General features: G+C 37.0%; 14 protein-coding genes. 5 read left to right on the plus strand and 9 right to left on the minus strand.

Translation table 11 applies throughout. The annotated features are described in order from the left end of the window. Positions 1-47 precede the first annotated feature (47 nt). A complete protein-coding gene (fdhF, locus tag AC2INI_RS14265) occupies positions 48-4208 on the minus strand; it encodes a formate dehydrogenase subunit alpha (protein ID WP_486306162.1) in 4161 nt (1386 codons plus the stop codon). 294 nt (positions 4209-4502) lie between these two features. Between fdhF and glpA the strand changes: the two genes are divergently transcribed. From glpA to glpC, 3 genes are read left to right on the plus strand one after another with little or no spacing between them, the layout of a single operon-like run. Continuing rightward, the gene (gene glpA / locus AC2INI_RS14270; protein ID WP_486306163.1) at positions 4503-6200 is read left to right on the plus strand and encodes an anaerobic glycerol-3-phosphate dehydrogenase subunit A; all 1698 of its coding nucleotides are present in this window, start codon (positions 4503-4505) and stop codon (positions 6198-6200) included. Then, positions 6197-7567: a glycerol-3-phosphate dehydrogenase subunit GlpB gene (glpB, locus tag AC2INI_RS14275; RefSeq protein ID WP_486306164.1), complete on the plus strand. Its 1371-nt coding sequence runs from the start codon at positions 6197-6199 to the stop codon at positions 7565-7567. Before glpA ends, glpB begins: the two co-directional genes overlap by 4 nt. After that, complete coding sequence (gene glpC / locus AC2INI_RS14280) at positions 7564-8865, plus strand: anaerobic glycerol-3-phosphate dehydrogenase subunit GlpC (protein ID WP_486306165.1); 1302 nt, start codon at positions 7564-7566, stop codon at positions 8863-8865. Before glpB ends, glpC begins: the two co-directional genes overlap by 4 nt. Positions 8866-9662: 797 nt before the next feature. Here the strand turns inward: glpC and AC2INI_RS14285 are convergent. Next, the gene (locus tag AC2INI_RS14285; RefSeq protein WP_486306166.1) at positions 9663-10538 is read right to left on the minus strand and encodes a methyl-accepting chemotaxis protein; all 876 of its coding nucleotides are present in this window, start codon (positions 10536-10538) and stop codon (positions 9663-9665) included. Positions 10539-10708: 170 nt separating this feature from the next. Next, positions 10709-12256, minus strand: a complete 1548-nt coding sequence (locus tag AC2INI_RS14290) for a methyl-accepting chemotaxis protein (RefSeq protein WP_486309988.1) — start codon at positions 12254-12256, stop codon at positions 10709-10711. 399 nt (positions 12257-12655) lie between these two features. On the opposite strand from AC2INI_RS14290, the gene AC2INI_RS14295 reads away from it, so the two are divergent. Next, positions 12656-13795: a winged helix-turn-helix domain-containing protein gene (locus AC2INI_RS14295; protein WP_486306167.1), complete on the plus strand. Its 1140-nt coding sequence runs from the start codon at positions 12656-12658 to the stop codon at positions 13793-13795. 35 nt (positions 13796-13830) lie between these two features. Here the strand turns inward: AC2INI_RS14295 and AC2INI_RS14300 are convergent, their stop codons facing one another. Next, a complete protein-coding gene (locus AC2INI_RS14300) occupies positions 13831-15648 on the minus strand; it encodes a methyl-accepting chemotaxis protein (RefSeq protein WP_486306446.1) in 1818 nt (605 codons plus the stop codon). A gap of 698 nt (positions 15649-16346) precedes the next feature. Between AC2INI_RS14300 and AC2INI_RS14305 the strand changes: the two genes are divergently transcribed. Next, a complete protein-coding gene (locus tag AC2INI_RS14305) occupies positions 16347-18047 on the plus strand; it encodes an EAL domain-containing protein (protein ID WP_486306168.1) in 1701 nt (566 codons plus the stop codon). A 22-nt stretch (positions 18048-18069) separates the two neighbouring features. On the opposite strand, the gene AC2INI_RS14310 is transcribed toward AC2INI_RS14305, so the two are convergent. From AC2INI_RS14310 to AC2INI_RS14330, 5 genes are all read right to left on the minus strand, one after another. Continuing rightward, the gene (locus AC2INI_RS14310) at positions 18070-19158 is read right to left on the minus strand and encodes a linear amide C-N hydrolase (protein ID WP_486306169.1); all 1089 of its coding nucleotides are present in this window, start codon (positions 19156-19158) and stop codon (positions 18070-18072) included. Positions 19159-19281: 123 nt separating this feature from the next. After that, positions 19282-20829 (minus strand): glycerol-3-phosphate dehydrogenase, encoded by a 1548-nt coding sequence (glpD, locus tag AC2INI_RS14315; protein ID WP_486306170.1) that lies wholly within the window; start codon positions 20827-20829, stop codon positions 19282-19284. A 181-nt stretch (positions 20830-21010) separates the two neighbouring features. Beyond that, positions 21011-21778 carry a DeoR/GlpR family transcriptional regulator gene (locus AC2INI_RS14320; protein WP_486306171.1) on the minus strand — a complete coding sequence of 256 codons (768 nt, stop codon included), beginning with the start codon at positions 21776-21778 and terminating at the stop codon, positions 21011-21013. A 189-nt stretch (positions 21779-21967) separates the two neighbouring features. Beyond that, positions 21968-23482 (minus strand): glycerol kinase GlpK, encoded by a 1515-nt coding sequence (gene glpK, locus AC2INI_RS14325; protein ID WP_486306172.1) that lies wholly within the window; start codon positions 23480-23482, stop codon positions 21968-21970. A gap of 77 nt (positions 23483-23559) precedes the next feature. Then, positions 23560-24414, minus strand: coding sequence for an MIP/aquaporin family protein (locus AC2INI_RS14330; protein WP_486306173.1), 855 nt, complete (start codon positions 24412-24414; stop codon positions 23560-23562). Between the last annotated feature and the right edge of the window lie 70 nt (positions 24415-24484).

Here is a 24484-nt window from a genome sequence, read left to right on the forward strand (position 1 = left end):
GATGATTAACTCAAATCATCGGGCATTTTATTTGCCTTAACCGTTATTTAGCATATTTCAGGTTCTGGTTGTAATACCTTTTCAACCTTCACCGCTGCGACTTTAAACTCAGGGATCTTGGCATGAGGATCAAGTGCTGTTGTGGTCAGTTTATTCGCTGCCGCTTCCACAAAATGGAACGGTACAAATATCACGCCTTCTTGCATACGCTTAGTCACAAAAGCTGGTGCTTCAATCGTGCCACGACGTGTTGATACTCGAACCATCTCACTGTTTGATATACCTAAACGCTCAGCATCTGCCACACTCATCATGGCTCGCGGACCTGCAAGATTATTCAACCCTTTAGTTTTACGTGTCATTGTGCCTGTATGGTACTGCTCCAATAAGCGGCCCGTTGTTAATACTAATGGATACTCTTCATCAGGCAGTTCAGCCGCATATCTAAATGGAACCGCTGCCATTTGACCTTTACCACGCAAGAACTGCTGATTATGCATAATGCGAGTGCCTTGTGGGTTCACTTCATTACATGGCCATTGAAGTCCATTCTTACCAATCGCATCCCAATGCATGCCTTGGTACTGAGGCGTCACTTGAGTGATTTCTTCAGTAATGTCTTCAACCGATTGGTAATTCCATTCACCACCCATTGCATTGGCAATTTCTTGAATGATCCACCAATCTTCTTTCGCTTCACCCGGGGGATTAACTGCCGGAGAGATACGCTGAACGCGACGCTCAGTATTGGTAAAATGACCCGCTTTTTCTGCAAACGAACACGATGGCAGAACAACATCAGCATAAGCCGCGGTTTCTGTCATAAAGATATCTTGTACAACTAAGAAGTCTAACGTCTCTAAACCGTGAATTACATGCGCTTGGTCAGGATCACTCAATACAGGGTTCTCGCCCATGACGAATAAACCTTTCACTTGTTCATGGCACGCCGCATCTATGATTTCCGTTAGTGTTAAGCCTTTCTTATTTGGTAAGTTTGGCTTATTCCACGCTTTTACGAACTTCTCGTAAACCGCTGGATTCTCGACTTTTTGGTAACCCGGAAAATCCGTTGGCAACGCGCCCATATCACACGCACCTTGTACGTTTGATTGACCACGAAGTGGATTAATACCACCACCTTCAATACCAATATTGCCGCACAACATTTGTAAATTAGCAATAGAGCGAACGTTGTCATGCCCTGTCGTATGCTGCGTAATACCCATTGAATAATAAATAGCAGTACGCTTGGCTGTACCAATATAACGCGCCATTTCAATCACATCTTGTGCTTTTACGCCGGTGATTAGCTCAATTTTCTCAGGTGAATATGTCTCTGACATCACTTCTGATTTCAGCTCATCAAAACCTTCAACACGTTCAGCGATGTATGCTTGATCGTGCCAGTTGTTTTTGATGATCTGCTGCATAATACCGTTAAGTAACATTACATCCGTCCCCGGACGTTGCGCTACATACAGCTCAGCGTGATCAGAGATATCAACTTGCTTAGGATCCGCAACAATCAAACGAGCACCGTGATGACGGATGGCTTGTTTAATGTGAGAAGCAATAATAGGATGAGCAGATGTCGTATCTGAACCAATAATAAAGATCAGGTCAGAATGTTTGATACTTGGAATATCATTGGTCATTGCACCACTGCCGATAGAGGCCTCTAAACCCGTTACCGTGGTTGAGTGACATAAACGTGCACAGTGATCAAGGTTATTGGTTTCAAACTCACGACGTACTAATTTTTGGAATGCGTAGTTATCTTCATTGGTGGTTTTTGCCGACGAGAATCCAGCTAGCGCATTACCGCCATGTTGAGATTTAATTGCGCTGAACTTATCAGCAACTAATGTGATCGCCTCTTCCCAACTTGCAGGAACTAACTCACCATTTTTACGAATTAACGGTGTTTTTAAACGTTCATCACTGCTAACAAAATCAAAACCAAAGCGACCTTTAACACACAGCATGCCTTCGTTCACAGGAGATGATTTCGCACCTTGCACATATTTAATTTTGTTTGTTGATTCATCAACCATCATGGTTAACTTACAACCTACGCCACAATAGGTACAAATCGTATCAACCGGTTTTAAAACTTCGATTCGACCTTGAGATTTATCACGAGAATCAACCAATGCACCAACAGGACACGCTTGAACACACGCACCACATTGCACACAGTTTGAGTTACCCATTTGATAACCGTGCTCAAACCCTGCACGACATTCTGGACGAGAGGCATTGGTGCCGTCTTCATTTTTCATGAAGCTTAATACACCATGCACACCTTTTTCGTTACAGGCATCAACACATTGACCACAACTAATACAACGGTTGGCATCAAAGACAATAAATTCAGAACTAGTATCAATAACAAATTTTTGCTTACTTTCGTTAGTTAAGTCTGTTTCATCGGCTTTGTATTCCGTCGCATAATCACGCAAACCACAATTGGTATTTGCCTGACACGCACACTCTAAACAACGTTCCGCTTCACGTATTGCATCTAAGTTATCAAAACCCGTTTCAACTTCATCAAAGCTTTGTTCACGTTGCTCTGCGGTTAACTCTGGCATAATAACGCGCATCGCTTTTTGAATGTGCTCGAAGTATTTAGGATCTACCTGCTTGGTCTTTTTCTCTTTTTGAGAATTAAACGGTTTAGTTGGAATCTTCTCCATATCACCACTAAAGAAACGATCAATCGCTTCTGCAGCAATACGCCCATCAGCAACCGCTTCAATAGCCGTTGCAGGACCACGACGAAAATCACCAATACTAAAAATGTTTTTCACACCACTGTGCATGGTTAGGCTATTCGAATCAGCCGTATTCCAACGCGTTAACGGCAAATCAATAGTGTCGTTTTCTAAAAAGCTTAAATCCGGTTTTTGTGATACAGCTGAAATGACGGTATCAAAGTCTTCAATAAAGAATTCACCCGTTGCTTTAGGGCTGCGGCGACCAGACGCATCTGGCTCACCCAGTGCCATTTTCTCTAAACGAACTTGAGTCACTCGCCCATCTTCATCGGGAATATTTTCAACAGGGTTGGTTAAGAAATGGAATTTAACGCCTTCATGTTCAGCCTCAACCACTTCGTAATCTTCAGCGGGCATCTCTTCACGAGTACGACGATAAATAAGCGTGGTATCTGCACCATCACGCACCGCAGTACGAGCACAGTCAATCGCCGTGTTACCACCACCAATAACCGCTACTTTTTTGCCTGTAATGAGTTTAGATTCAGTCACGTAATCTTTTAAGTAATCAACACCTAAGTAGCAACCACCAAGCTCACTGCCTTGATAATGCATTTCAACCGCTTTTGATGCACCAACAGCCAAACACACCGCATCGTAATCGTCACTTAACTGTGTTAATGAGAAATCCTCGCCTAATTTCACAGAAGTCTGAATGTCCATACCATTACGGCACATCAACTCAATTTCTTTATCTAAAATTGATTTTGGTAAACGATATTCAGGGATGCCATAGCGTAACCAACCGCCCGCTTTAGGCATCGAATCAAACACCGTTACGTTGTAACCCTCATTAGTTAGGTAATAGCCACAGGTTAATCCACCAGGGCCACTGCCAATTACAGCAATGGATTTACCTTTGTCCGCTTTTTTAGGGGGTACATAAGATTCTTGTGCATGCAGATCCACATCAGCGGCGTGACGTTTAAGTTGACGAATAGCCAATGGCTCATCAACCAAGCCACGACGACACTCAGTTTCACAAAAAGCAGGGCAGACACGGCCAATTGATAATGGCATTGGCAATGTTCGTTTGATGACTTCAATGGCTTTTTGGTGATCATTTTGCGAAATATGGTACAGGTATGATTGTATATCCACGCCAGCAGGACACGCGGTTTGGCACGGTGCTTCGCAATCTGCGTAATGATCAGAAAGTATTTTATTTAATGCACTTTGACGACGTTTTGCTAACGCTTCAGACGTAGTGATCACTTGCATACCATCAACTGCTTGAGTTTCACAAGCACGTTGAATTCCATGCCCATCAACTTCTACAACACACAGATCACATGGTATTTTTTCACCATTAATGTTGTTTCCACACAGTGACGGGATCTCGACATTGCATTCCTTTGCAGCAGCTAAAAGTGTTAACTCTTCAGCGATAGTGAATGTTTGGTTATCTATAGTTATTTTCATCATTCAGTACCCTAGATTTATTACTAATTATCCCAATTATATCACCTGTTCTTTATAAAATTTGAAGTGCCTCGCAAACCTACCCATCTATAATTCGAAAACGAGCAAATCATTCTCATTACCCTCGAGTAAAACCCCTAAATTGACCTTCGATTAATGAAAATCATGTGACTCATATACCAAAACGAAAACAACACGAATGCGCGAACGAGCATAATTGCGCTAAATCAAAGAAAGTGCAGAAGATAAATATCATCATAGTTCCATACATCAAAAGTGGCAAAAAGAGAGTGAATTATGGACAAAACGTCTCGATTAGAAACGTCAGTTATCATCATTGGAGGTGGTGCAACAGGCACAGGGATCATGCGTGACTGTGCTCTGCGCGGTATCGATTGCATTTTAATTGAAAAAGACGATTTAGCTTCTGGAACTACAGGCCGAAATCATGGCTTACTTCACTCTGGGGCTCGCTATGCCGTAACGGATAACGAATCAGCAAAAGAATGTATTCATGAGAATAAAATACTAAAAAACATCGCAAAGCATTGTGTTGAAGATACACAAGGCCTATTTATCTCTCTTCCTGATGATGATTTAGATTTTCAAAAGCAGTTTATTGAGTCATGCCAAGTTGCTGGTATTGAAGCAAAACAACTCACGCCTAAAGAAGCCTTATTACTTGAACCAAACGTCAATCCTAATCTAATTGGTGCGGTTCAAGTGCCAGATGGAACACTTGACCCTTTTCGTTTATGTGCGGCAAATGTACTTGATGCGAAAGAAAATGGTGCGCGTTTGCTCACTCATACTCATGTTACTTCTCTTATTCGCCATCAAGATACCGTATTAGGTGTGAATTGCATTGATACAAGAACCAATAAGAAAACCCAAATATTTGCTTCAGAAGTGATTAATGCCGCAGGTATTTGGGGACAAAACATTTGTGAATACGCTGATTTGAGTATCAAGATGTTCCCAGCGAAAGGCTCATTACTGCTCTTAGATTATCGTATTAATAACTTAGTAATAAACCGTTGCCGTAAACCTTCTGATGCTGACATTTTAGTACCGGGTGACACTATTTCATTAATAGGAACCACATCAGAGCATATTGATTATGACAAAATAGATGACCTTCACGTTAGCGCTAAAGAAGTGGATATCCTGTTAAGCGAAGGCGCGAAACTTGCACCGATCATGGCGAATACTCGAGTACTTCGTGCTTATGCTGGTGTGCGTCCGCTAGTCGCTGTTGATGATGATGGTTCTGGCCGTAATATAAGCCGTGGGATTGTACTGCTTGATCATGGTGAAAAAGATGGACTGAACGGATTTACGACCATTACAGGTGGCAAGTTAATGACTTCACGCTTGATGGCTGAGATGACCACCGATCTTGTAGCTAAAAAACTAAGAAACACTCAAGAATGTACCACTCATCTTCGTCCACTCCCAGGTTCAAACAGTGCTTCTATTCAAGCGAAAAAAACAGCAAGCCTAGCAAAACCCGTTTATCAAAGTGCGGTTTATCGTCATGGTGAACGAGCACAACGTTTCTTAACTGATAATGCCAAAGATCAAGCGGTTATCTGTGAATGTGAAATGGTAACTCAAGGTGAAATCAACTATGCCATCAATCAATTAGATGTGCACAACTTAGTCGATCTACGTCGTCGTACTCGTTTAGGTATGGGACCTTGCCAAGGTGAGCTATGTACTTACCGTGCTGCGGGGCTTTTTGAAGAATGCGGCCAAGTCTCTGGCAATCAATCTAGCCAATTATTGACTCACTTTTTAGAAGAACGCTGGAAAGGTATCAAACCCGTTTTCTGGGGTGATGCTCTGCGTGAGGCTGAATTTAGCTATTGGATTTATGAAGGCTTATTTGGTGCAAGCGATATACCAACCGTAAACACCAATCCTAATACCGCTATAACGTCAGAACAAACAGAGACGTCTCAACAACAAAAAGAACAAGAGGCAACATTATGAATTTCGATACCATTATCATTGGCGGTGGCATGGCAGGATTAAGCTGTGCTCTTCGCTGCTTAGAAGCTGGCTTAAAAACAGCGGTGATTGCCTCTGGTCAAAGTGCCCTACACTTCTCATCAGGCTCTATTGATGTATTAGCAAAAACACCTGATGGCACGCATGTTATCGACCCAATGTCAGCAATTGATGGGTTTTTGACTCATTATCCTGAGCACCCTTATGCCACATTAGGAAAAGAAACGGTAAACCGCGCGATTGATTGGTACCAAGCGACATTATCTACTATTGGCGTTCCACTAACCTCTCAAGTAAACGGACGTAATCATTATCGATTAACGCCGCTAGGTACCATGAAATCAACATGGTTATCACAACCTTTTGTTCATCAATTCCCAATGGCATTAGAAAGCAATACAGTGCAAAAAATCGTATTAGTGACGATTGATGGCTTTCGTGATTTTCAACCAAAATTAGCGCAAGATAACTTAAAACAGATCACTCAATTATCTGATGTTGAAATTTCAACAGCAACCGTCTCTTTGTCTGCGTTTAATGACATTCAACGTAATCACTGTGAATTACGATCCATTGATCTTTCTCGATTATTAGCAAAACGAGCGAACTTACAAGAGTTTGCACATGCACTGCAGCAACACGCTAATCCCGGCGATCTTGTCGTTATTCCGGCTATTTTTGGTAATGGCAAAGGATTGGGGCTTTTAAAAGAAATTGAAGCATTAACTCAATTGACCTTATGTGAAGTTCCCACCATGCCACCGTCATTGTTAGGTATTCGATTAGAAGAAACCATGAAACACGCTTTCATTGAACAAGGTGGAACCCTACTCAATGGGGACCACGTTATTCAAGGTGAGTTTTCGTATGTTGATAAAGAAGATCCTGAACATTCGCACTACAGATTAAACCGTATATTCACTAAAAATCATGGTGACTTCCCACTGCAAGCAAAACAGTTTGTACTAGCAACCGGCAGCTTCTTTAGCCAAGGCTTAAAAGCAAGTGCAGATTCAATGGAAGAGCCTATTTTTGGTTTAGATATGGACCAAACGGCTTCTCGCACAGATTGGTACAATTCTGCTTTTTTTAGTCCTCAATCACACCCATTTTTAAGTATGGGTGTAAAAACAACATCACAACTACAAGCGATAAAATCAGGTCATGCTATTGATAATTTCTATTGTGCAGGTGCGATTTTATCTGGTTATAACCCTGTATTAGAAGGCAGCGGCAGTGGTGTGGCAATTAGCTCTGGCTTTCATGCTGCAGAATCAATAATCAAGCAAATCAAACCTGAATTTTTAACCACTAACCAAACAGAAAAACAACAAGAGGTCGCATTATGAGCAGCCCATTATTTCGTTCTGATCTATTAAAAGGTGATTTACTCAAAGATCGTTTTGCTAAAGATAATTTAATTTTTAGAGCACCCGCTAATACCAGCTTTGATCAGTGTTTAAAATGCACCGTATGTACTGTCTATTGCCCTGTTGCTAAAGAGAATCCTGATTACCCCGGCCCAAAACAATGTGGTCCTGATGGCGAGCGTTTACGCTTTAAAAGCCCAGAATACTATGACGAAACCTTAAAACTCTGTACCAACTGTAAGCGCTGTGAAACCGCTTGTCCGTCAGGAGTTAAAATTGGTGACATGATTGCAGTTGCTCGTGGTAAACACGGAAAACCGGCTTATAACATGAAAGGGATCCGTGATTTTATACTAAGTCATACTGATCTATTTGGCTCAGTAGCAACACCTGTTGCCCCTATTGTAAACGCCGTCACAAGCGTACCCTTAGTTAAAAAAGTGATGCACAAAACCATTGGTGTCCATGATCACAAATCACTTCCTAAGTATTCTCACGGAACGTTCCGCCGTTGGTATAAAAAAGAAGTATCAGATCAATCGATTTACCAGCAGCAAGTCCATTATTTTCACGGATGCTTTGTAAACTATAACCACCCTCAACTAGGGAAAGACTTTATCCGTGTCATGAATAACATGCATATTGGCGTGCAGTTATTAGATAAAGAAAAATGTTGTGGTGTTCCTCTTATTGCTAACGGCTTTCATAAAAAAGCACAGAAAAATGCCGAGTTTAATGTTGCTAATTTAGAAGCTGCGATTGAGCGTAGAGATGTGCCGATTTTATCGACCTCTTCTACCTGCTCATTCACCTTACAACAAGAGTACCCGCATGTATTAGATGTCGATAACAGCAAGGTAGCGAAGAAAATAGAATACGTTACGCGCTTTTTATTAAAAGAGATCATGAACGGCCGTGGTCCTAAAATGAAACCACTTAATAAAAAGATTGTGTACCATACGCCTTGCCACTTAGAGCGCAGCGGCGGCAACATTTACACCATTGAATTGTTACGTGCGATACCAGGGTTAGAAGTGCAAGTATTAGACAGTGAATGCTGTGGCTTAGCAGGTACTTATGGTTTTAAAACAGAGAATTACGATACCTCTATCGCTATTGGTAAAAATATCTTTGACCAAATAAAAGCAGCAAAACCAGATTACGCAATTACCGATTGTGAAACTTGTAAATGGCAAATAGAAGAAAATACTAATGTTACTACGATTCATCCTATTTCTTTGCTGTGTGAAGCTCTAGATTTTTCAAAAGACAATTAATATACAAAAAAGACAGATAAAGACAGATAAAGACAGCCTATCTCACTTCTTTATCTGCCTTTCTTAGTTAAGAGATAAAATATATATTAACTTTGTTACCAGTAGTATTAAATTATAGACTATAAATAATTATGGATACTATATTTATAATCTATAATTTAAACAGCGTTAATAAGTTTTATTTTAAAATAGTAATAAACCACACCCAATTATAATTTAATTAACGACTTATAATTCCTAACACATTATCAAATGCTTAGTGAATCCCAACAGAACGTTATGAAGACAGAGCATTTAGTCTTGCTAATATTTTCAAATTTATATTTATAATCCACCTATTTTTACTATAAAGTAGGATGATTTATTGTAGAAGAAAACGTTTCACCTCCTTTACTTTTAAAATATTCTATCATCCAATCTCTATCACTATTTGAAATATTGAATGTACAATGTATATTTTTTTCATTCACTAATTCATTATCACATAAATCAATAAATGATTGAGGTGACCTAGATATAATAGTTATGTTCATATTCACTTTAACTCCAGCATGATAATTTACAAACGAGCATAGAATACCCTTATTCTGAAAGAGTCATTAATAAAACGATATAAAAAAACAAAAAATAAATTCAAAGATTACAGCTTATATATAAACTTTATGACAGTGGGTTTCATACATTGAATCTATATATGAAATTCAATGTAGCCACAAAGGATTTCATCTGGATAAATTTTATTTATATCTGTATTACAACTTAAAGAATGAAAGCTCTATCTGAAGTTGGGTAGCTAATTAACTGACCTTTTCATTTGATTCCAAACTGAGATCAACGCCTTCTAAATTTTGTTGCACGAATGCACTCATATCTTCTAATTGCTTTGAGATATCTTGTGTAACCGTTCTTTGCTCTTCAGCAGCTGTTGCAACAATTACATTTACCTCATAAATACCAACGACTCTCTCAGTAATTGCTAAGAATGATTGAGCGAGATCTTCAATAGCAAACTTTGTTGAATCCATTAGCTCTACATTTTTACTCATTGACTCATCAGCTAACTTAGATTGTTCTTGTAGTTGATTAATTATCTCTTGAATATCAACAGTAGATTGTTGAGTCTTACTTGCTAATGCTCTTACCTCATCAGCAACTACAGCAAAACCACGACCTTGCTCTCCGGCTCTAGCAGCTTCAATAGCTGCATTTAACGCCAACAAATTGGTTTGCTCAGAAATAGAATTAATCACCTCAACAACGCGACTAATACGCTCAGAGTATTCTCTCAATAAATTAACAATATCTTTCGCTTCTAAAATTGACTCCGATATTTCTACTGTATTTTCAGTAGATCGCTGGATGATTGATTGGCTAGATTTGATAACTTCATTGGCTTCATTTGTAGCTTCTTCAGCTCTTTGAGCGTTAATAGCAACATCCCTTGCCGTAGAAGAGAGTTCAGTCGATGCTGTTGCAATTTGCTCAACGGACGAAAGTTCACTAAGAGAGTTATTTTGAATTAAATTTGTTAATTGAATAGAATTGTTCTGCTTATCTTTCACATCACTCATTAATTTCAGACTATTACCAATAATACTAAAAGTGGTTTCAGATAATGAAAATAATAATAATATAACAACTGACAATAAGTACATTTGTGTTTTTAATTTCATAACATTCCTATCACTCAATAATTTCAAACCAACTATTATAGAGCTATAGTTTTTGACTAAATCTCTAAAATAAACATTAACTTTATGAATTCTTGCTATTTAACTCTCTTCGAATTCTAAGTAATGACATAGTTTGAATTCGTAATTTAACCAAAATATTTATAGGTAATTTACTTATTCACAAAGCTTTCAATTAAGTGAACTTGTTCTGTTAACAGACTTTCTACAGACAAACTTGTCTTAATTGTGTCAGAAGTTAGCAATAAAGATTCACTAGATTTATCATTTATTCTTTGTATTTGTTCGTTAATCTCAGAAACCGTGGCCAACTGTTCTTCAACGGCCACCGATATCTGTTCATTTCTTGAAGCTATATCATTTGAAAGTGAATCAACTTGAGACACGGTATTATTTACGCTATCAATTTGCTCCACACAAACAGAGAACTTCTCTGTTGCCTCAAGTAATGCCCTATAAGCAGAATCACTTCCAAGTTGTATTTCTGAAACAACATCTTGAATTTCAGCGGTTGAACATTGTGTTTTTTGAGCTAATGTTCTTACCTCATCAGCTACGACAGCAAAACCTCGTCCTGCATCTCCTGCTCTTGCAGCTTCAATTGCTGCATTTAATGCAAGTAAATTAGTCTGATCCGCGATAGTATTAATAACATCACCTACATTACCAATTCTCTTACTTTGCTCATTGAGAGATTCAACGATCATCGACGTTTTTTCTAAATTAATTGCAAGTTCAGCCATTGAGTCATTAGCCTTTTGAAGTATGCCAACACTTGTCATAGAAACTGATTGAACAGTATTTGAAGCATCAGAAGCATTTTGAACATTCTGTGTTACTTCATTAGCTGTTGAGTGCATTTCATTCATTGCTGTTGCTACCATTTCAACAGCTAACTTCTGTTCATCTAAGTTAGCCATACTTCGCTTTCCACATGCAATTGTGTTATTGACTGAATAACTGATAGACTCATTACTGTCCATAACTGATATTGATATTCTTTTAAGTAGCGAATTAATTTCACTTTCTTTCATTTTAAGGTCTAATTCAATGCACGAAATATCATCAATCGCTCCTGTATAGATAAACGACATTAACGGGTTATCAAAAACAGATTTAGAACCTTTAGCTAATTTACTTAATCTCCTAGTAACGAGATAAACACCACATATAGACGCTAGAAAATACCCAATTAAGATATGCATCGCATTGTAATAATTTAAAGCTAATAGCGATATTATCAAACTAAATGAAGACATTAGTATACATTTTTGTAAAATTGAAAGAGAAAACTTCCATCGTAATGGGTTTATACCTAAGTTTATTTTTTTATAACAATTTTCAGCACGATCTACATATTCTTTTTTGGGTTTAGTTCTTACTGATTGATACTCATAAATTTCATCATCCCTCTTTATAGGTGATACAAATGCATCAACCCAGTAATAATTACCATCGGTTCTTTTATTTTTAACAATACCCATCCAATTATATCCACTACCTACAGTAGTCCATAAGCTTTTAAAAGCCAATTTTGGCATATCAGAGTGACGAACTATATTATGAGGTTGACCAATCAAGCTGTTGTAAGAATACCCTGATATATTTATAAAATCCTCACTTGCGTATTTAACAATACTATCCTTATCTGTAATTGATATTAAAATGGCACTCTCTGGATAGCTGTGTTCAATATTCATTTAATTAAAACCCTTACTTATTAGTATTAAAAAACCTCAGCGAGTATATTATTAATAAATTTATTTTATATTTAATTAATTAATTAATTTTTCCTGCAAAATAAGAAATGTGATGAAAATCACAAGACAGATCGACACCACAGATCAAATAAACCGTATTTATTCACAGTAAGTATTGAAATTGGTATAACTAAACATGAAAAATAACAATCATAGATAATATGATTAAAGAAAATGCAATCACAACGTAAATAAATACACCCACCCAAACCCAAATAAAAATAGTGATCAATATCAAAGAGTTAGATCGAGGTGATCAAAATTGATACAATCCTGACATAGCAATTGATAATTTTCATTATAATAACAATTCACATAATAAATAAGTCTATTCATAAAATGCTTAATAAAGAAAAAATCAATCATAATGATTTCACATTAAACCACACCTGTAACCATATAAATAAAGACAAAAGGATTATAAAGCTTACCGATACAGAAAATAAAATATTAACTTTATTACTTAAAAACCCAGACACTATTTTCTCTAAAGATGAAATTTTGAATTACGCCTGGGATAAGGATGACAACAATTATACTAGTGTTGTTCCTCAAGCAATTTCAATTTTAAGGAAAAAATTATATAGACATAATATAGATGCTATTGATACGGTGAAAGGTAGAGGGTATAGGGCTAGTAGTAAAAATTCGTCAAAAAAGAAACATATCAATAATATATATCTGTATATAATACCTTTTTGCTTAATAGGGGCATCAGTAACATCTTATATTATAATTAATAATAAAGACATATCACCAGCAATAGATCAGCACCTAATCAAGAGTAATGACAATATATATCAGCCATCAAATTCAGAATCAGTAATATTAAATAAAAACAATTTACATGAAAAAATAAAATACTTCATAAACAAACAAGAAAAGTCCATCAGTATATCAGCATGTGAAATGTTAGGTAATGAATGCTCTAGCATTTATAACAAAATATATTTCATTGATAATAGTGAAACATCAATTAACATTGATGAGCTAATTAATGAAATTTCATTTGAATTTGAAAAGCCATTAAAAAACTTAAGTAATACAGAAGCTAATGAATTTAAAATGACTAGTAGTATTAATCTATCTGCAATCAATAATTTAACCTATAAAGGCCACGCTTACATAAATTATGATATCCAAAAAAAAGACAATCATAAATATAATGCAACACTATCGGCATATGTAAAAGAGACAGGATATATTGGTAGCTATGGTTATAATGTAAATATAACAGCGATAACAAAAAAGAAAAAAGATCAATTCATAGCTTTAATCGAGCGAAATGACAGAGATGTTGGTTCAGGAAGGCAGCACTTTGGCACAATAAAAGACCAAAATCAGTTGTATGCATACCCTAAACTATTAAATACTGAACGAAAAGCGTATTACACGCATATATACCCCATGGGTAAAGGCGTTCATTATGTTTATATGGAAGAAATGAACTTATCTTACTTAGCCTTCAGCTATAAATAAATAGAAAGGGCTACCTTAAGTAGCCCTCAATTAACTTACACTTTGAAAAAAGATAGCTTAGACTTCTGCCCTTCCGATAACTCAGATAAATGACTACTCGCCTGAGCACTCTCTTTAATTCCCTCTACATTTTGATGAATACTCTCACTAATGACATTAACATTTTCACTGATAGAAGAAATAGCACGATTCTGTTCATTCGCAGCACCTGCCATCTCTGAATTTGTATGTGAAATTTCTTCTATTGCCTTAGATATATCATCTAAGTACTTGTTTGTTTCTTCACTCATACGTGTAGTTTCATTAATCATATTTATAGAATCATGCACAGACCCAACTACATCTGATGATTTCTGTTGTAAATTATCAATGATTTGCTGAATATTTTGAGTCGACTGCTGCGTTTTCGCAGCTAGAACACGAACTTCATCAGCTACAACGGCAAAACCTCGACCACTATCTCCAGCCCTTGCTGCTTCAATAGCCGCATTAAGTGCTAACAAGTTTGTTTGTTCAGAAATAGAGTCAATAACAGTAATAACTTCACTTATCCGATCTGTTTGATCTTTAAGTGTCATGACTTCACTAGATGTCATATCCATTTGAGTAGCTAGTGAGCGAGTTAATATTGAACTTTCTTCTGCACTTTTAGACCCTTCTATTGATAAGGTTAATACATTTTTTGCTCGTATATCCGCTTGATTTGCAGATGCATCAACTTGTGTTGCAGAAGCCGAAAGCTCTGTCACTGCAGCTGCAATTAATTCAACTTGAGATTTTTGTTCACTTGCATTGGCTTCACTTTGCGTCATTACAGCCGCTAATTCAGTCGAGGCTGAAGAAACCTCTATCCCAATACCTCGTAATTCATTAATTAGTTTTTGAAGATGAGTAATAGTCTCATCTGTATTGGTACATAATTGCCCAATCTCATTACTGCCATTTAACGAAGTGGTATAAGTTAAGTCCCCGTTAGCAACCAAGTTCATTTGATGCTGTAAAGCAACAATTGGTTTTGAGATAATTTGTGCAGTTAGCCAACCAATCAAAACTGATATAAACAATACAACAATTAAAAAAGAAATCATAAAGGATTGGCTATCATTAATCAGCACCGTTGCATCTAAACTTAACTCATGAGTTCTATCAATTATTGAGTTTAATAAGCCAGCGAGTATATTATCTGCACGACTACCTAACTTAACTAACTGTAAGTTATTCTTGCTAATCTCCTGCCCTTGCGCCCATAGCAATTGATTAACCGAACCATAATCATTAAAGCCTTGAATAAGGATCTCACGAGCTAAACTATTCTTAATTTTATCTGTTTGCTCAAACACTTTATTAAAATGTGTTGCAAGCTCTTGTTCAAATTTAGAGTCTAGATTTAAAGCATATACAGATGACATTCTAACAACGATAATTGCTGCCGAAGAATACAGCTCTTGTCGGATTTTTCGCCACTCTTCACGCTCTGATTCAGAGGTAACAGTATCTAAAATAATATTATTCGCTTGATTAATGTAATCTGTAACCCATGGTAAATTTCCCCACTCTTTATCCATTACCTTGTATAGGTCTATATTATCTTTAATAATTGAACCATAGCTATTGAGTAAGCCTTCAACTTCTTCCATTTTATAAACAAATTCTTCAGATGATACTAATTTGCTCTTAGAGGTTTCCACTTCACTAAACAAAGTTAAAATTGAAGCCTCTATGTGTTGAAATTTTTTATAAGATGTATTTAGCTCTGCAGGAATACCAATAGAGCGACTAACTGCAATCCTTAAATGCAAAAAGTTTTCCTGCGCTTCGGTTAATTTAGAGCTATCTAACGAGTTATAATCCATTGCTAACGAGTTATCTTCTAACTTACTGTAGCCGTTAATGATGATGGCAGATAGAACCACCATTAACGATACAGCAAACATAACAGGTAATAAAACTTGATAACGCACTTGAAGGTTCATAAATATACGTTGTAAATAATGCACTTTTTATCCTTTTTAAATTGTCATTGTCCAAATATATGAAAGCGAGTTAACTTGATATAAGTTTTACACCCAATAACATTTCAATAAATGAAATCTCTTCAATACTTAAAATAGAAAGTATTGATGTATCGCATTTAATCTGTCCACTGGCTGTAAGGACAATTTTTTTAGCGCTAATGCCTTGTCTATTCATACTGTTAGTTAACTACATCTTCTTTATGAGAATTAACACAAAATATTACATTATTAATCTATCAATATGGATAGCCACAATAATTATAAAAATTAATAAACCATTAAATATCAATATCATAATGATGTTTAATGCAATATATTTTATATTATTTACTTTTTTTAGAATAAAAATCACTCCGTCATTAAGGTGTCTTTTTTTGACGGCGTCTGATAATTGACGATTGATGAATGTGGTTTACATCACAATTTTATTAGTTTTATAAATGTGATTTCGATCGAATTTTAAACCATTAATGTTAGAGACCTATTAGTGTTAACCGTGATAAATTAGCCCCACATTTTTTGGATGAATATGATATATGCTTGAGAATAAATACTTCATTTATCAACCTAATTTTTTTGCTGGTTCAATTGTCTCTTATGAAGCTCTGATCCGATTTTCAGATTCAGAAAAGCTACCAGGTGATATGATTTCATCCATTGTAGATAAAGTAGAATTTGATAAGAATGTTATCTCTCATGTCATTACTGATAAACTAAGCTTAAGAAACAAAGATGATATCCACATATCCATCAATATTTTTCCTGAAAGTTTAGAGTCACAATCTTTTGTTGATTACTGTGAATCTGTATTTAGAGAAAGTAAGGGATTTACTTTAGAAGTTAATTTCAATAATAGACGGTTTGATCTCGAAAAAATTCGACATAATATGCATCGCTTAAGAGATTTAGGAGTCTCTTTTACCTTAGACGATTATGGAACTGAGTGTATAAATTCAGACCCTTTACTTGGCTTAAACTTTGATTACATAAAAATAGCCCGTTCTTTAATCGCTCCTATTAATGATGATTACCTTTCATTTTGTTTTTTACGATCCCTTTACCATAAGTTGAATAAGTTTCTAGGCAATAATGTCGTAATGAAAGGTATTGAAAATATCAATCAGTTCAACCTTATTAATTCCTTTGGTTCTGTCATATCACAAGGCTACCACCTATCATACCCATTATCGATTGCTGATGTTGACCACAACTTTGAATCGCAAAAGAAGCAGATAACCAATGAGCTAACAGTTTCTAACCCACCGATAGACCGCTATATCTATAATGTTAATGTAGCCAAGAATCAATCTGAGTTAAATGTAGCTTTAAATGAGTTAAAACCACAGGACCCATTTAACTTATTAGGTATTGATTACAGTAATTTTGATCTACAGGCACTTAATACAAAATATCAAGAACTACTCGATGGTATTAAAAGTCCTTCAATTTTATTTACAACTAATCTAATGAAGCATTGTAATTGTCTTTTTATTCTAAGAGATGAGCACGGTGTGGCAATATATAATAATAAAAAGCATACTGATTACCTTGGTTGTGATTTAGTTGGGATGTCTGTTTCTGAAGTATTAAAACGATTCCCAGACTATCAAACTTGTCTGCAACTTGATCAACAATTACTCAATAACGAGTCTGATATTTTAATGTCGAACGAGATGGTAGAGGTCGATTCAACAACAACACATTTCCATACCTATCGCCAAAAAATAAAGTATTTTGATAAAATCTTTATCATGATATTTGTTTATGAAAATAACCAAGATGTACAGGCGCCTATTGACTCACTTACTGGATGTTTTACTAAAGCTAAACTTAATCATATTGATATAAATGCCTATCACACTGTGGTATTTATTGATTTGGATGGGTTTAAGAATATTAATGATCAGTACGGACACCAATTTGGCGATCAACAACTTAAAGAAACTGCACGGTTAATTAACCAGAATCTAAGAAAAGAAGATCTTCTTATTCGCTTTGGCGGGGATGAATTTGTACTGTGTTTTGACTCTCATTCAGTTCAAGATATTAAAACTAAGATGCGAATGATCCGTAGAAATTTTGAGCATCATTTTCAACAAAAAGATATATATTTATCCTACTCATTTGGTGTAGCTCCATTAGATATGGACATTCAGTACACCTTAGAAAGGGCAGATAAGTTGATGTACATAAATAAAAGAAAACGTAAAAAAATCATTAATAATCAAGCCTCATAGTGAGGCTTGATTAAAGAGTTATCTATATATCTGGAGTCACATCTTGAACATGGAATGTTCCTGAATCTAACAACCGTTTTTCTTCTACTTTTCCAGTAAAATTGATCTTATTTAAATCCACTTTTTTTATCGTACTATCACGCATGGTTTTATAAAAGAATAATCCATTTGTTTGGTCTACGACAGAAGTCCATTGCGTCGCACTTGGTAAATCAGGAATATGTGCTTTATCATTAAATTCGCTTCCAATCGGAATATCAAAATTATTTAAAATATGGAATGCCTGAGATACCGCATCGGCTCCTTCCTTCATTACAGGCGTTGAATTTACATAAAAGGCAGCACGTACAAATCTTGACGGTGGCGTAATATCACCCGGCAACCCTAAAAAGCTAGAACCAACACCAAAAGAGAAAGCATCTACATCGTTGATCTTTTGTCCCGGACTTACTCCTGGAGTTAAATGAATATAATTATTTAAATTAGTTACCTGCCATTGGTAATCTGGAGCATTTGTCAGCACTTTAGCCACATTTTTATGGATATTAACTTCACCATTATTCATGATTTCAATAACAATGTTATTACCTTGCTTATCAGCTACGCGCCAGTGTGCTGTTGGTGATGGCACTCCTTTAGCATCAATATAAACTGGTACTATCTTTATGTGCTTAATCGCTTGTTCGACTTCAGCTACTGTTTTAAACTGCGATAACATCCAACGGTTAAAGTCCATATCAGTAATCGTTGTCTTAGTATCATTTGGGTTGTATTTATCTAACGACCCATAATTTTTAAAATAAAATAGGCCTGCCGTTAATCCTTCCTCATTAACACCATCAGCAATAAAACGATCATCGCTGACCGAGATGCCAACAAATCCATACTTAGAATCCCACTTTAATCCCTGCTTTTGATCTGGCATGGTAGATACGTATGAATAATCACGAGGAGATACAATTAATTTACTGTTCAGATCATTTTGACCCCACTCAATCGTTCGAGCCTGAATGTAATCATGATTAACCGTTGAAAGAGAAATACCCGTACAGGCACTCGCTGAATACGCGACACAAGACGCAATAAGCACTAAAAGAAGTTTAATTTTCATTTTACGATCCCATTAATATGACCTTAAGATAGTACTCTTATAGATGATAAATCCAAGTATTTCTATAAAATCAAAAAAGCCTGAAGCATACTTCAGGCTTAATCAAAAGATTTAAATTTAACATTAACTCACTTGCGCAAATTTAACTCCCTTCTTTGTTCCTAATTTCTCATTCATATATTGAGCTACGGCATCTTGCTGGTCTTGAGTTAAATACAACCCTAGCTTAGTTCGACGCCACAATACATCTTCTGCTTTTTGAGAGAACTCATGTTGCACTAAATAGTCAATTTCAGCTTGATATACACCTTCTGAAAATACACGTCCCATATCTGCTTCTGAAGTTACATTTTCTAGTAGCGTCCAAACCAGTGTACCAAATTGATTCACGTAACGAATGGCTGTTTCTTCTGGTAACCACGAATATTGACTGCAAATATTTTCAACCAATTGTTTACGAGGGTAATCAAAATCACCACCTGGCAGTGCAACGTTTCTTGTCCATGGTTTTCCCATTTTAGAAAAGTATGGGTTTAGCATCTTCATGGCTGTTTCACCCAGTTTTCTATAAGTCGTTAGCTTTCCACCAAAAATAGACAGCAATGGTGCCTGATCTAATTCTTGCTCTAACTCTAGAGTGTAATCACGAGTAATCGCTTGAGGTGAATCAGACTCATCATCACACAATGGACGTACGCCACTGTAAGTCCAAACTACATCATCGCGTTTTATTTGTTCAACAAAGTGCTGGTTTACAACATCAATTAAATAGTTTACCTCGTCTTCCGAGATTTCTACTTTTCTCGGATCGCCTTTATATTCAACGTCCGTTGTTCCTATAATTGAAAAGTCTTCCATATAAGGAATAACAAACACAATTCGGTTATCTTTATTTTGTAGGATATACGCCTGCTCTTCATTATGTATTCTAGGCACCACAATATGCGAGCCTTTCACCAAACGAATATTACGAGGGGATTCCTCTTCTAAACTATCATCAAAAAATTGTTTAACCCAAGGACCCGCAGCATTAACCAGGGCTTTGGCTTTACGCTCAAAACGCGTGTTTGTTTGCTCATCAAAAATAGTGACATGCCAAATATCATCAATACGAGTGGCTTTTTCCACTCGGCAATAGTTTTTCACTTCTGCGCCATTTTTCTCTGCAGCCATTGCATTTAGGATCACTAAACGAGCATCATCAACCCAACAATCTGAATATTCAAAACCTTTGGTCATTTCAGGCTTAAGTAAACCTGATGCAGCAAGGTTCACTGAGTGACTTGCAGGAAGAGTTGTACGTTTACCTAGGTTATCGTAAAGAAAAAGACCTGCACGGATCATCCATGCAGGACGTAAAAATGGGCGATGAGGTAAACGAAAACGCATTGGTTTTGCAATATGTGGCGCTTTAGCCAATAGCACTTCACGTTCGGCAAGGGCTTCAGAGACTAAACGAAACTCATAATGTTCTAAATAACGCAAACCACCGTGAATTAATTTTGAGCTTGCTGATGATGTTGCAGAAGCAAAGTCAGATGCTTCATATAAGCCAACAGTTAGGCCTCGACCAGCGGCATCAGCAGCAACACCGGCCCCATTAATACCACCACCAACTACAATCAAATCTAAAACAGCGCAGGTTGTGTGTGTTTGGTTTTCATTATTCATAGTAGTGACCTCAAATGCTCACAATGAGCGAACGAACATTAATTACGATAAGTAGACGATATCTTAACTTTCGTTTCGAGTCACTTTTTATTTTCGATTTCGAACATTTACTGTGATGCAGATACAAAAAATCCCTGATCTTAATCAAAGACAGGGATTCTATATTTACAAAATTTGAGAGTTACTTAGAAATTACTTCATAAGGAATTTCATTATCTTTTAGAATTGCCACGATCTCTTCTGGTGGCTCTTGATCCGTAATGATCATTTGTAACTCAGTAATACTGCCTAAGTTCACCATCGCATTACGACCAAATTTTGTATGGTCAACCGCAAGATAAACACTGCGACTATTTTCAATAATGGCTTTTTTCACTCTAACTTCATGATAATCGAAATCCAATAACGAACCATCATAATCAATACCACTGATCCCCAATATGCCAAAATCTAAACGAAACTGTTTAATGAAATCTAACGTAGCTTCACCAACAATGCCACCATCTCGGTTACGAACTTCACCACCGGCAAGGATAACTTTAAAATCAGGGTTTGCCATTAAGATCATAGCAACATTGATGTTATTAGTTACTACTCGTAAATCTTTATGGCTTTTCACTAGTGCTTTTGCTACTGATTCTGGTGTTGTACCAATATCAATAAATAGCGTAGCGCCATCTGGAATATGTTTCGCTAACGCTTCTGCAATCGTATCTTTCTCGTTTAACTGCATCACTTTACGCGTTGTATATGCCGTATTTACCGAGCTTAATGGAATAGTAGCTCCACCATGATGACGGCGTATTTTATTTTCATCAGCCAGTTCATTTAAGTCACGGCGAATGGTTTGTGGACTAACTTTGAATTGCTCCACTAAATCTTCAGTGCTGACGTATCCATGCTGTTGCACAAGGTTTACTATTTCTTGGTGTCTTGATAATTGCTTCACGAATTACTCCCCTAATTTCGATCAATCAATGACTTATATTTTTCAACTTAAATCAGTGTACTAAAGAAAATATAAGGAATGAAATTTTTGATGAAAATATGCGTGATATATATCAAACAAAGTTCGGAAAAGAAAAAGGAGCACATTAAATGCGCTCCTTTAGTTTATTTAATCATCAAATTAGATTAATTACTCTTCGTCATGCATCTCAGCCCACGACTGTGCACATTTTACTGCGCGTTTCCAACCACGGTAACGCTGGTTACGCTTCTCTTCATCATGATGAGGTTCAAACGAACGATCAATGACGGCTTTATCTGCTAACTCATCAAGGCTACCCCAGAAACCAACCGCTAAGCCAGCAAGATAAGCAGCACCTAACGCTGTGACTTCTGTTACTTGTGGACGGTGAACTGCAACATCCAATACATCTGATTGGAACTGCATTAAGAAGTTATTGGCTACCGCACCACCATCAACACGAAGTGCCGATAATTTGATACCAGAATCCGCTTGCATTGCATCAATTACATCTCGAGTTTGATAAGCAATACTCTCTAATGTTGCACGAATAATATGGTTTGAACCACAGCCGCGAGTTAAGCCAACAATCGTACCACGTGCATACGCGTCCCAATATGGAGCACCAAGACCGGTAAAAGCTGGAACCACATACACGCCATTTGATGAATCGACTTTAGTTGCAAAGTATTCTGAATCTTTTGCATCTGCCAGTAATTTCATCTCATCTCGTAACCATTGGATTGATGCTCCGCCCATAAATACCGCACCTTCAAGTGCGTAAGAGGCTTCACCACGTGGGCCACATGCTAGCGTTGTTAATAGGCCATTGCGAGACGTTACTTTTTCTTTACCTGTATTCATTAACAAGAAACAACCCGTGCCGTAGGTATTCTTAGCTTGGCCTTGTTCAACACACATTTGACCATAAAGTGCCGCTTGTTGATCCCCTGCAATACCAGCGATAGGAATACGAGTACCACCCTTACCACCAATGTTCGTTTCACCGTACACTTCTGATGACGACTTCACTTCTGGCATCATTGACAGTGGAATATCTAGCTCTTTCAGTAGTTTTTCATCCCACTGAAGCGTATTGATATTAAACACCATGGTACGAGAAGCATTGGTGTAATCAGTCACGTGAACACGCCCTTGCGTCATCTTCCACACAAGCCAGGTATCGACAGTACCAAACAACAGCTTACCTGCTTCAGCGTCTTCACGAGCGCCTTCAACATTATCAAGAATCCACTTAATTTTTGTACCTGAGAAATATGGGTCAACAACTAAACCTGTATTTTCACGAATGTACTCTTCTAGACCTGCTTCTTTTAGTTTTTCACACGTATCTGCAGTACGACGACACTGCCAAACGATAGCGTTGTAAACTGGTTTACCCGTTTCTTTGTTCCAAACAATCGTCGTTTCACGTTGGTTCGTAATACCAATTGCAGCAATTTGATCACTGCGAATGCCCGCTTTTGCTAAAGTTTCAACTAGAGTCGAACTTTGTGTTGCATAGATCTCTAATGGATCATGCTCAACCCAGCCTGCTTGAGGATAAATCTGGGTAAATTCACGCTGAGAAACACTGACAATATTCGCATCGTGGTCAAGAATGACGGCACGAGAGCTAGTAGTTCCTTGGTCAAGTGCAACAATGTATTTTTGCTCAGTCATGATGGAGTCCTTTTGTGTATTATTTAATGTATTAACTCATAGGGAGGTAATTGTTAGTTTTTTATTTTTAATATTAGTTACGCTTCAGCTGTTTTGGCTTCTTCTTCCGTTTCACATTGATTTGGAATAGTACAACCATGACCTGCTTTTGGTAGGTAAGCGCCAATCATTTTTGGATAAGCCCAGCCACCGAAACATGCACCAGCAATTGGCGCTAAAATTGGAACGATAAAGTAAGGAATTTCTTTTGCTCCTGTTAATGCATAATCCCAGCCCGCTAAGTAAGCAAATAGCTTTGGACCAAAATCACGAGCAGGGTTCATTGCAAAGCCAGTTAGAGGACCAAGAGAACCACCAATAACAGCAATTAATAAACCAATAAGAAGTGGATTCATTGCACCGCGAGCTGATCCATTATGCTCATCACCTAAAGCAAGAATTCCGAACATAAGAACTGCAGTAATTACAAACTCAACCGCAAAGGCGCCTAGCATCGATAAAGAAGGATGGGGATAAGTTGAAAAGATGCCAGCTGTAGATAATGCTTCTTTACTGCTACGTAAGAAACCATTTGCAATTTCATAATCAGAAAATAAGTTACTGTATAAAGCATAAACCAATGCCGCAGAGCAGAAAGCCCCTAATACTTGAGCAATGATATAAGGAATTATTTTTGCCTTATCAAACCCATGAAACGCTGCTAATGCAATGGTTACTGCAGGGTTAAGATGAGCACCAGAAACGCCTGCAGTACAATAGATAGCAATGGCAACGCCTATACCCCATATGATACTGACTTCCCACTGGCCAAATTCAGCACCAGTTAATACTAAGGCAGCGACACAGCCGACACCAAAAAAGATCAATAAACCAGCACCGATAAATTCAGCGATGCATTGTCCAAGTAATGTATGTTGTTTATTATTCGCCATGATTCATTCCTTTGTTTCGTTATGTACTCATTTCATCCAACGTATATACAACTCTCATATACTCAAGATA

This window comes from Aliivibrio friggae, from assembly GCF_057368515.1.

Excerpts from the sequence above, each read along its gene's own strand:
- AC2INI_RS14300 (WP_486306446.1), bottom strand. The coding sequence starts at position 15,648 with ATGGATTATAACTCGTTAGATAGCTCTAAATTAACCGAAGCGCAGGAA.
- glpC (WP_486306165.1), top strand. The coding sequence starts at position 7,564 with ATGAGCAGCCCATTATTTCGTTCTGATCTATTAAAAGGTGATTTACTC.
- AC2INI_RS14330 (WP_486306173.1), bottom strand. The coding sequence starts at position 24,414 with ATGGCGAATAATAAACAACATACATTACTTGGACAATGCATCGCTGAA.
- fdhF (WP_486306162.1), bottom strand. The coding sequence starts at position 4,208 with ATGATGAAAATAACTATAGATAACCAAACATTCACTATCGCTGAAGAG.
- AC2INI_RS14305 (WP_486306168.1), top strand. The coding sequence starts at position 16,347 with ATGCTTGAGAATAAATACTTCATTTATCAACCTAATTTTTTTGCTGGT.
- AC2INI_RS14295 (WP_486306167.1), top strand. The coding sequence starts at position 12,656 with ATGCTTAATAAAGAAAAAATCAATCATAATGATTTCACATTAAACCAC.
- AC2INI_RS14285 (WP_486306166.1), bottom strand. The coding sequence starts at position 10,538 with ATGAAATTAAAAACACAAATGTACTTATTGTCAGTTGTTATATTATTA.
- AC2INI_RS14310 (WP_486306169.1), bottom strand. The coding sequence starts at position 19,158 with ATGAAAATTAAACTTCTTTTAGTGCTTATTGCGTCTTGTGTCGCGTAT.
- glpD (WP_486306170.1), bottom strand. The coding sequence starts at position 20,829 with ATGAATAATGAAAACCAAACACACACAACCTGCGCTGTTTTAGATTTG.
- glpA (WP_486306163.1), top strand. The coding sequence starts at position 4,503 with ATGGACAAAACGTCTCGATTAGAAACGTCAGTTATCATCATTGGAGGT.
- AC2INI_RS14290 (WP_486309988.1), bottom strand. The coding sequence starts at position 12,256 with ATGAATATTGAACACAGCTATCCAGAGAGTGCCATTTTAATATCAATT.
- glpK (WP_486306172.1), bottom strand. The coding sequence starts at position 23,482 with ATGACTGAGCAAAAATACATTGTTGCACTTGACCAAGGAACTACTAGC.
- glpB (WP_486306164.1), top strand. The coding sequence starts at position 6,197 with ATGAATTTCGATACCATTATCATTGGCGGTGGCATGGCAGGATTAAGC.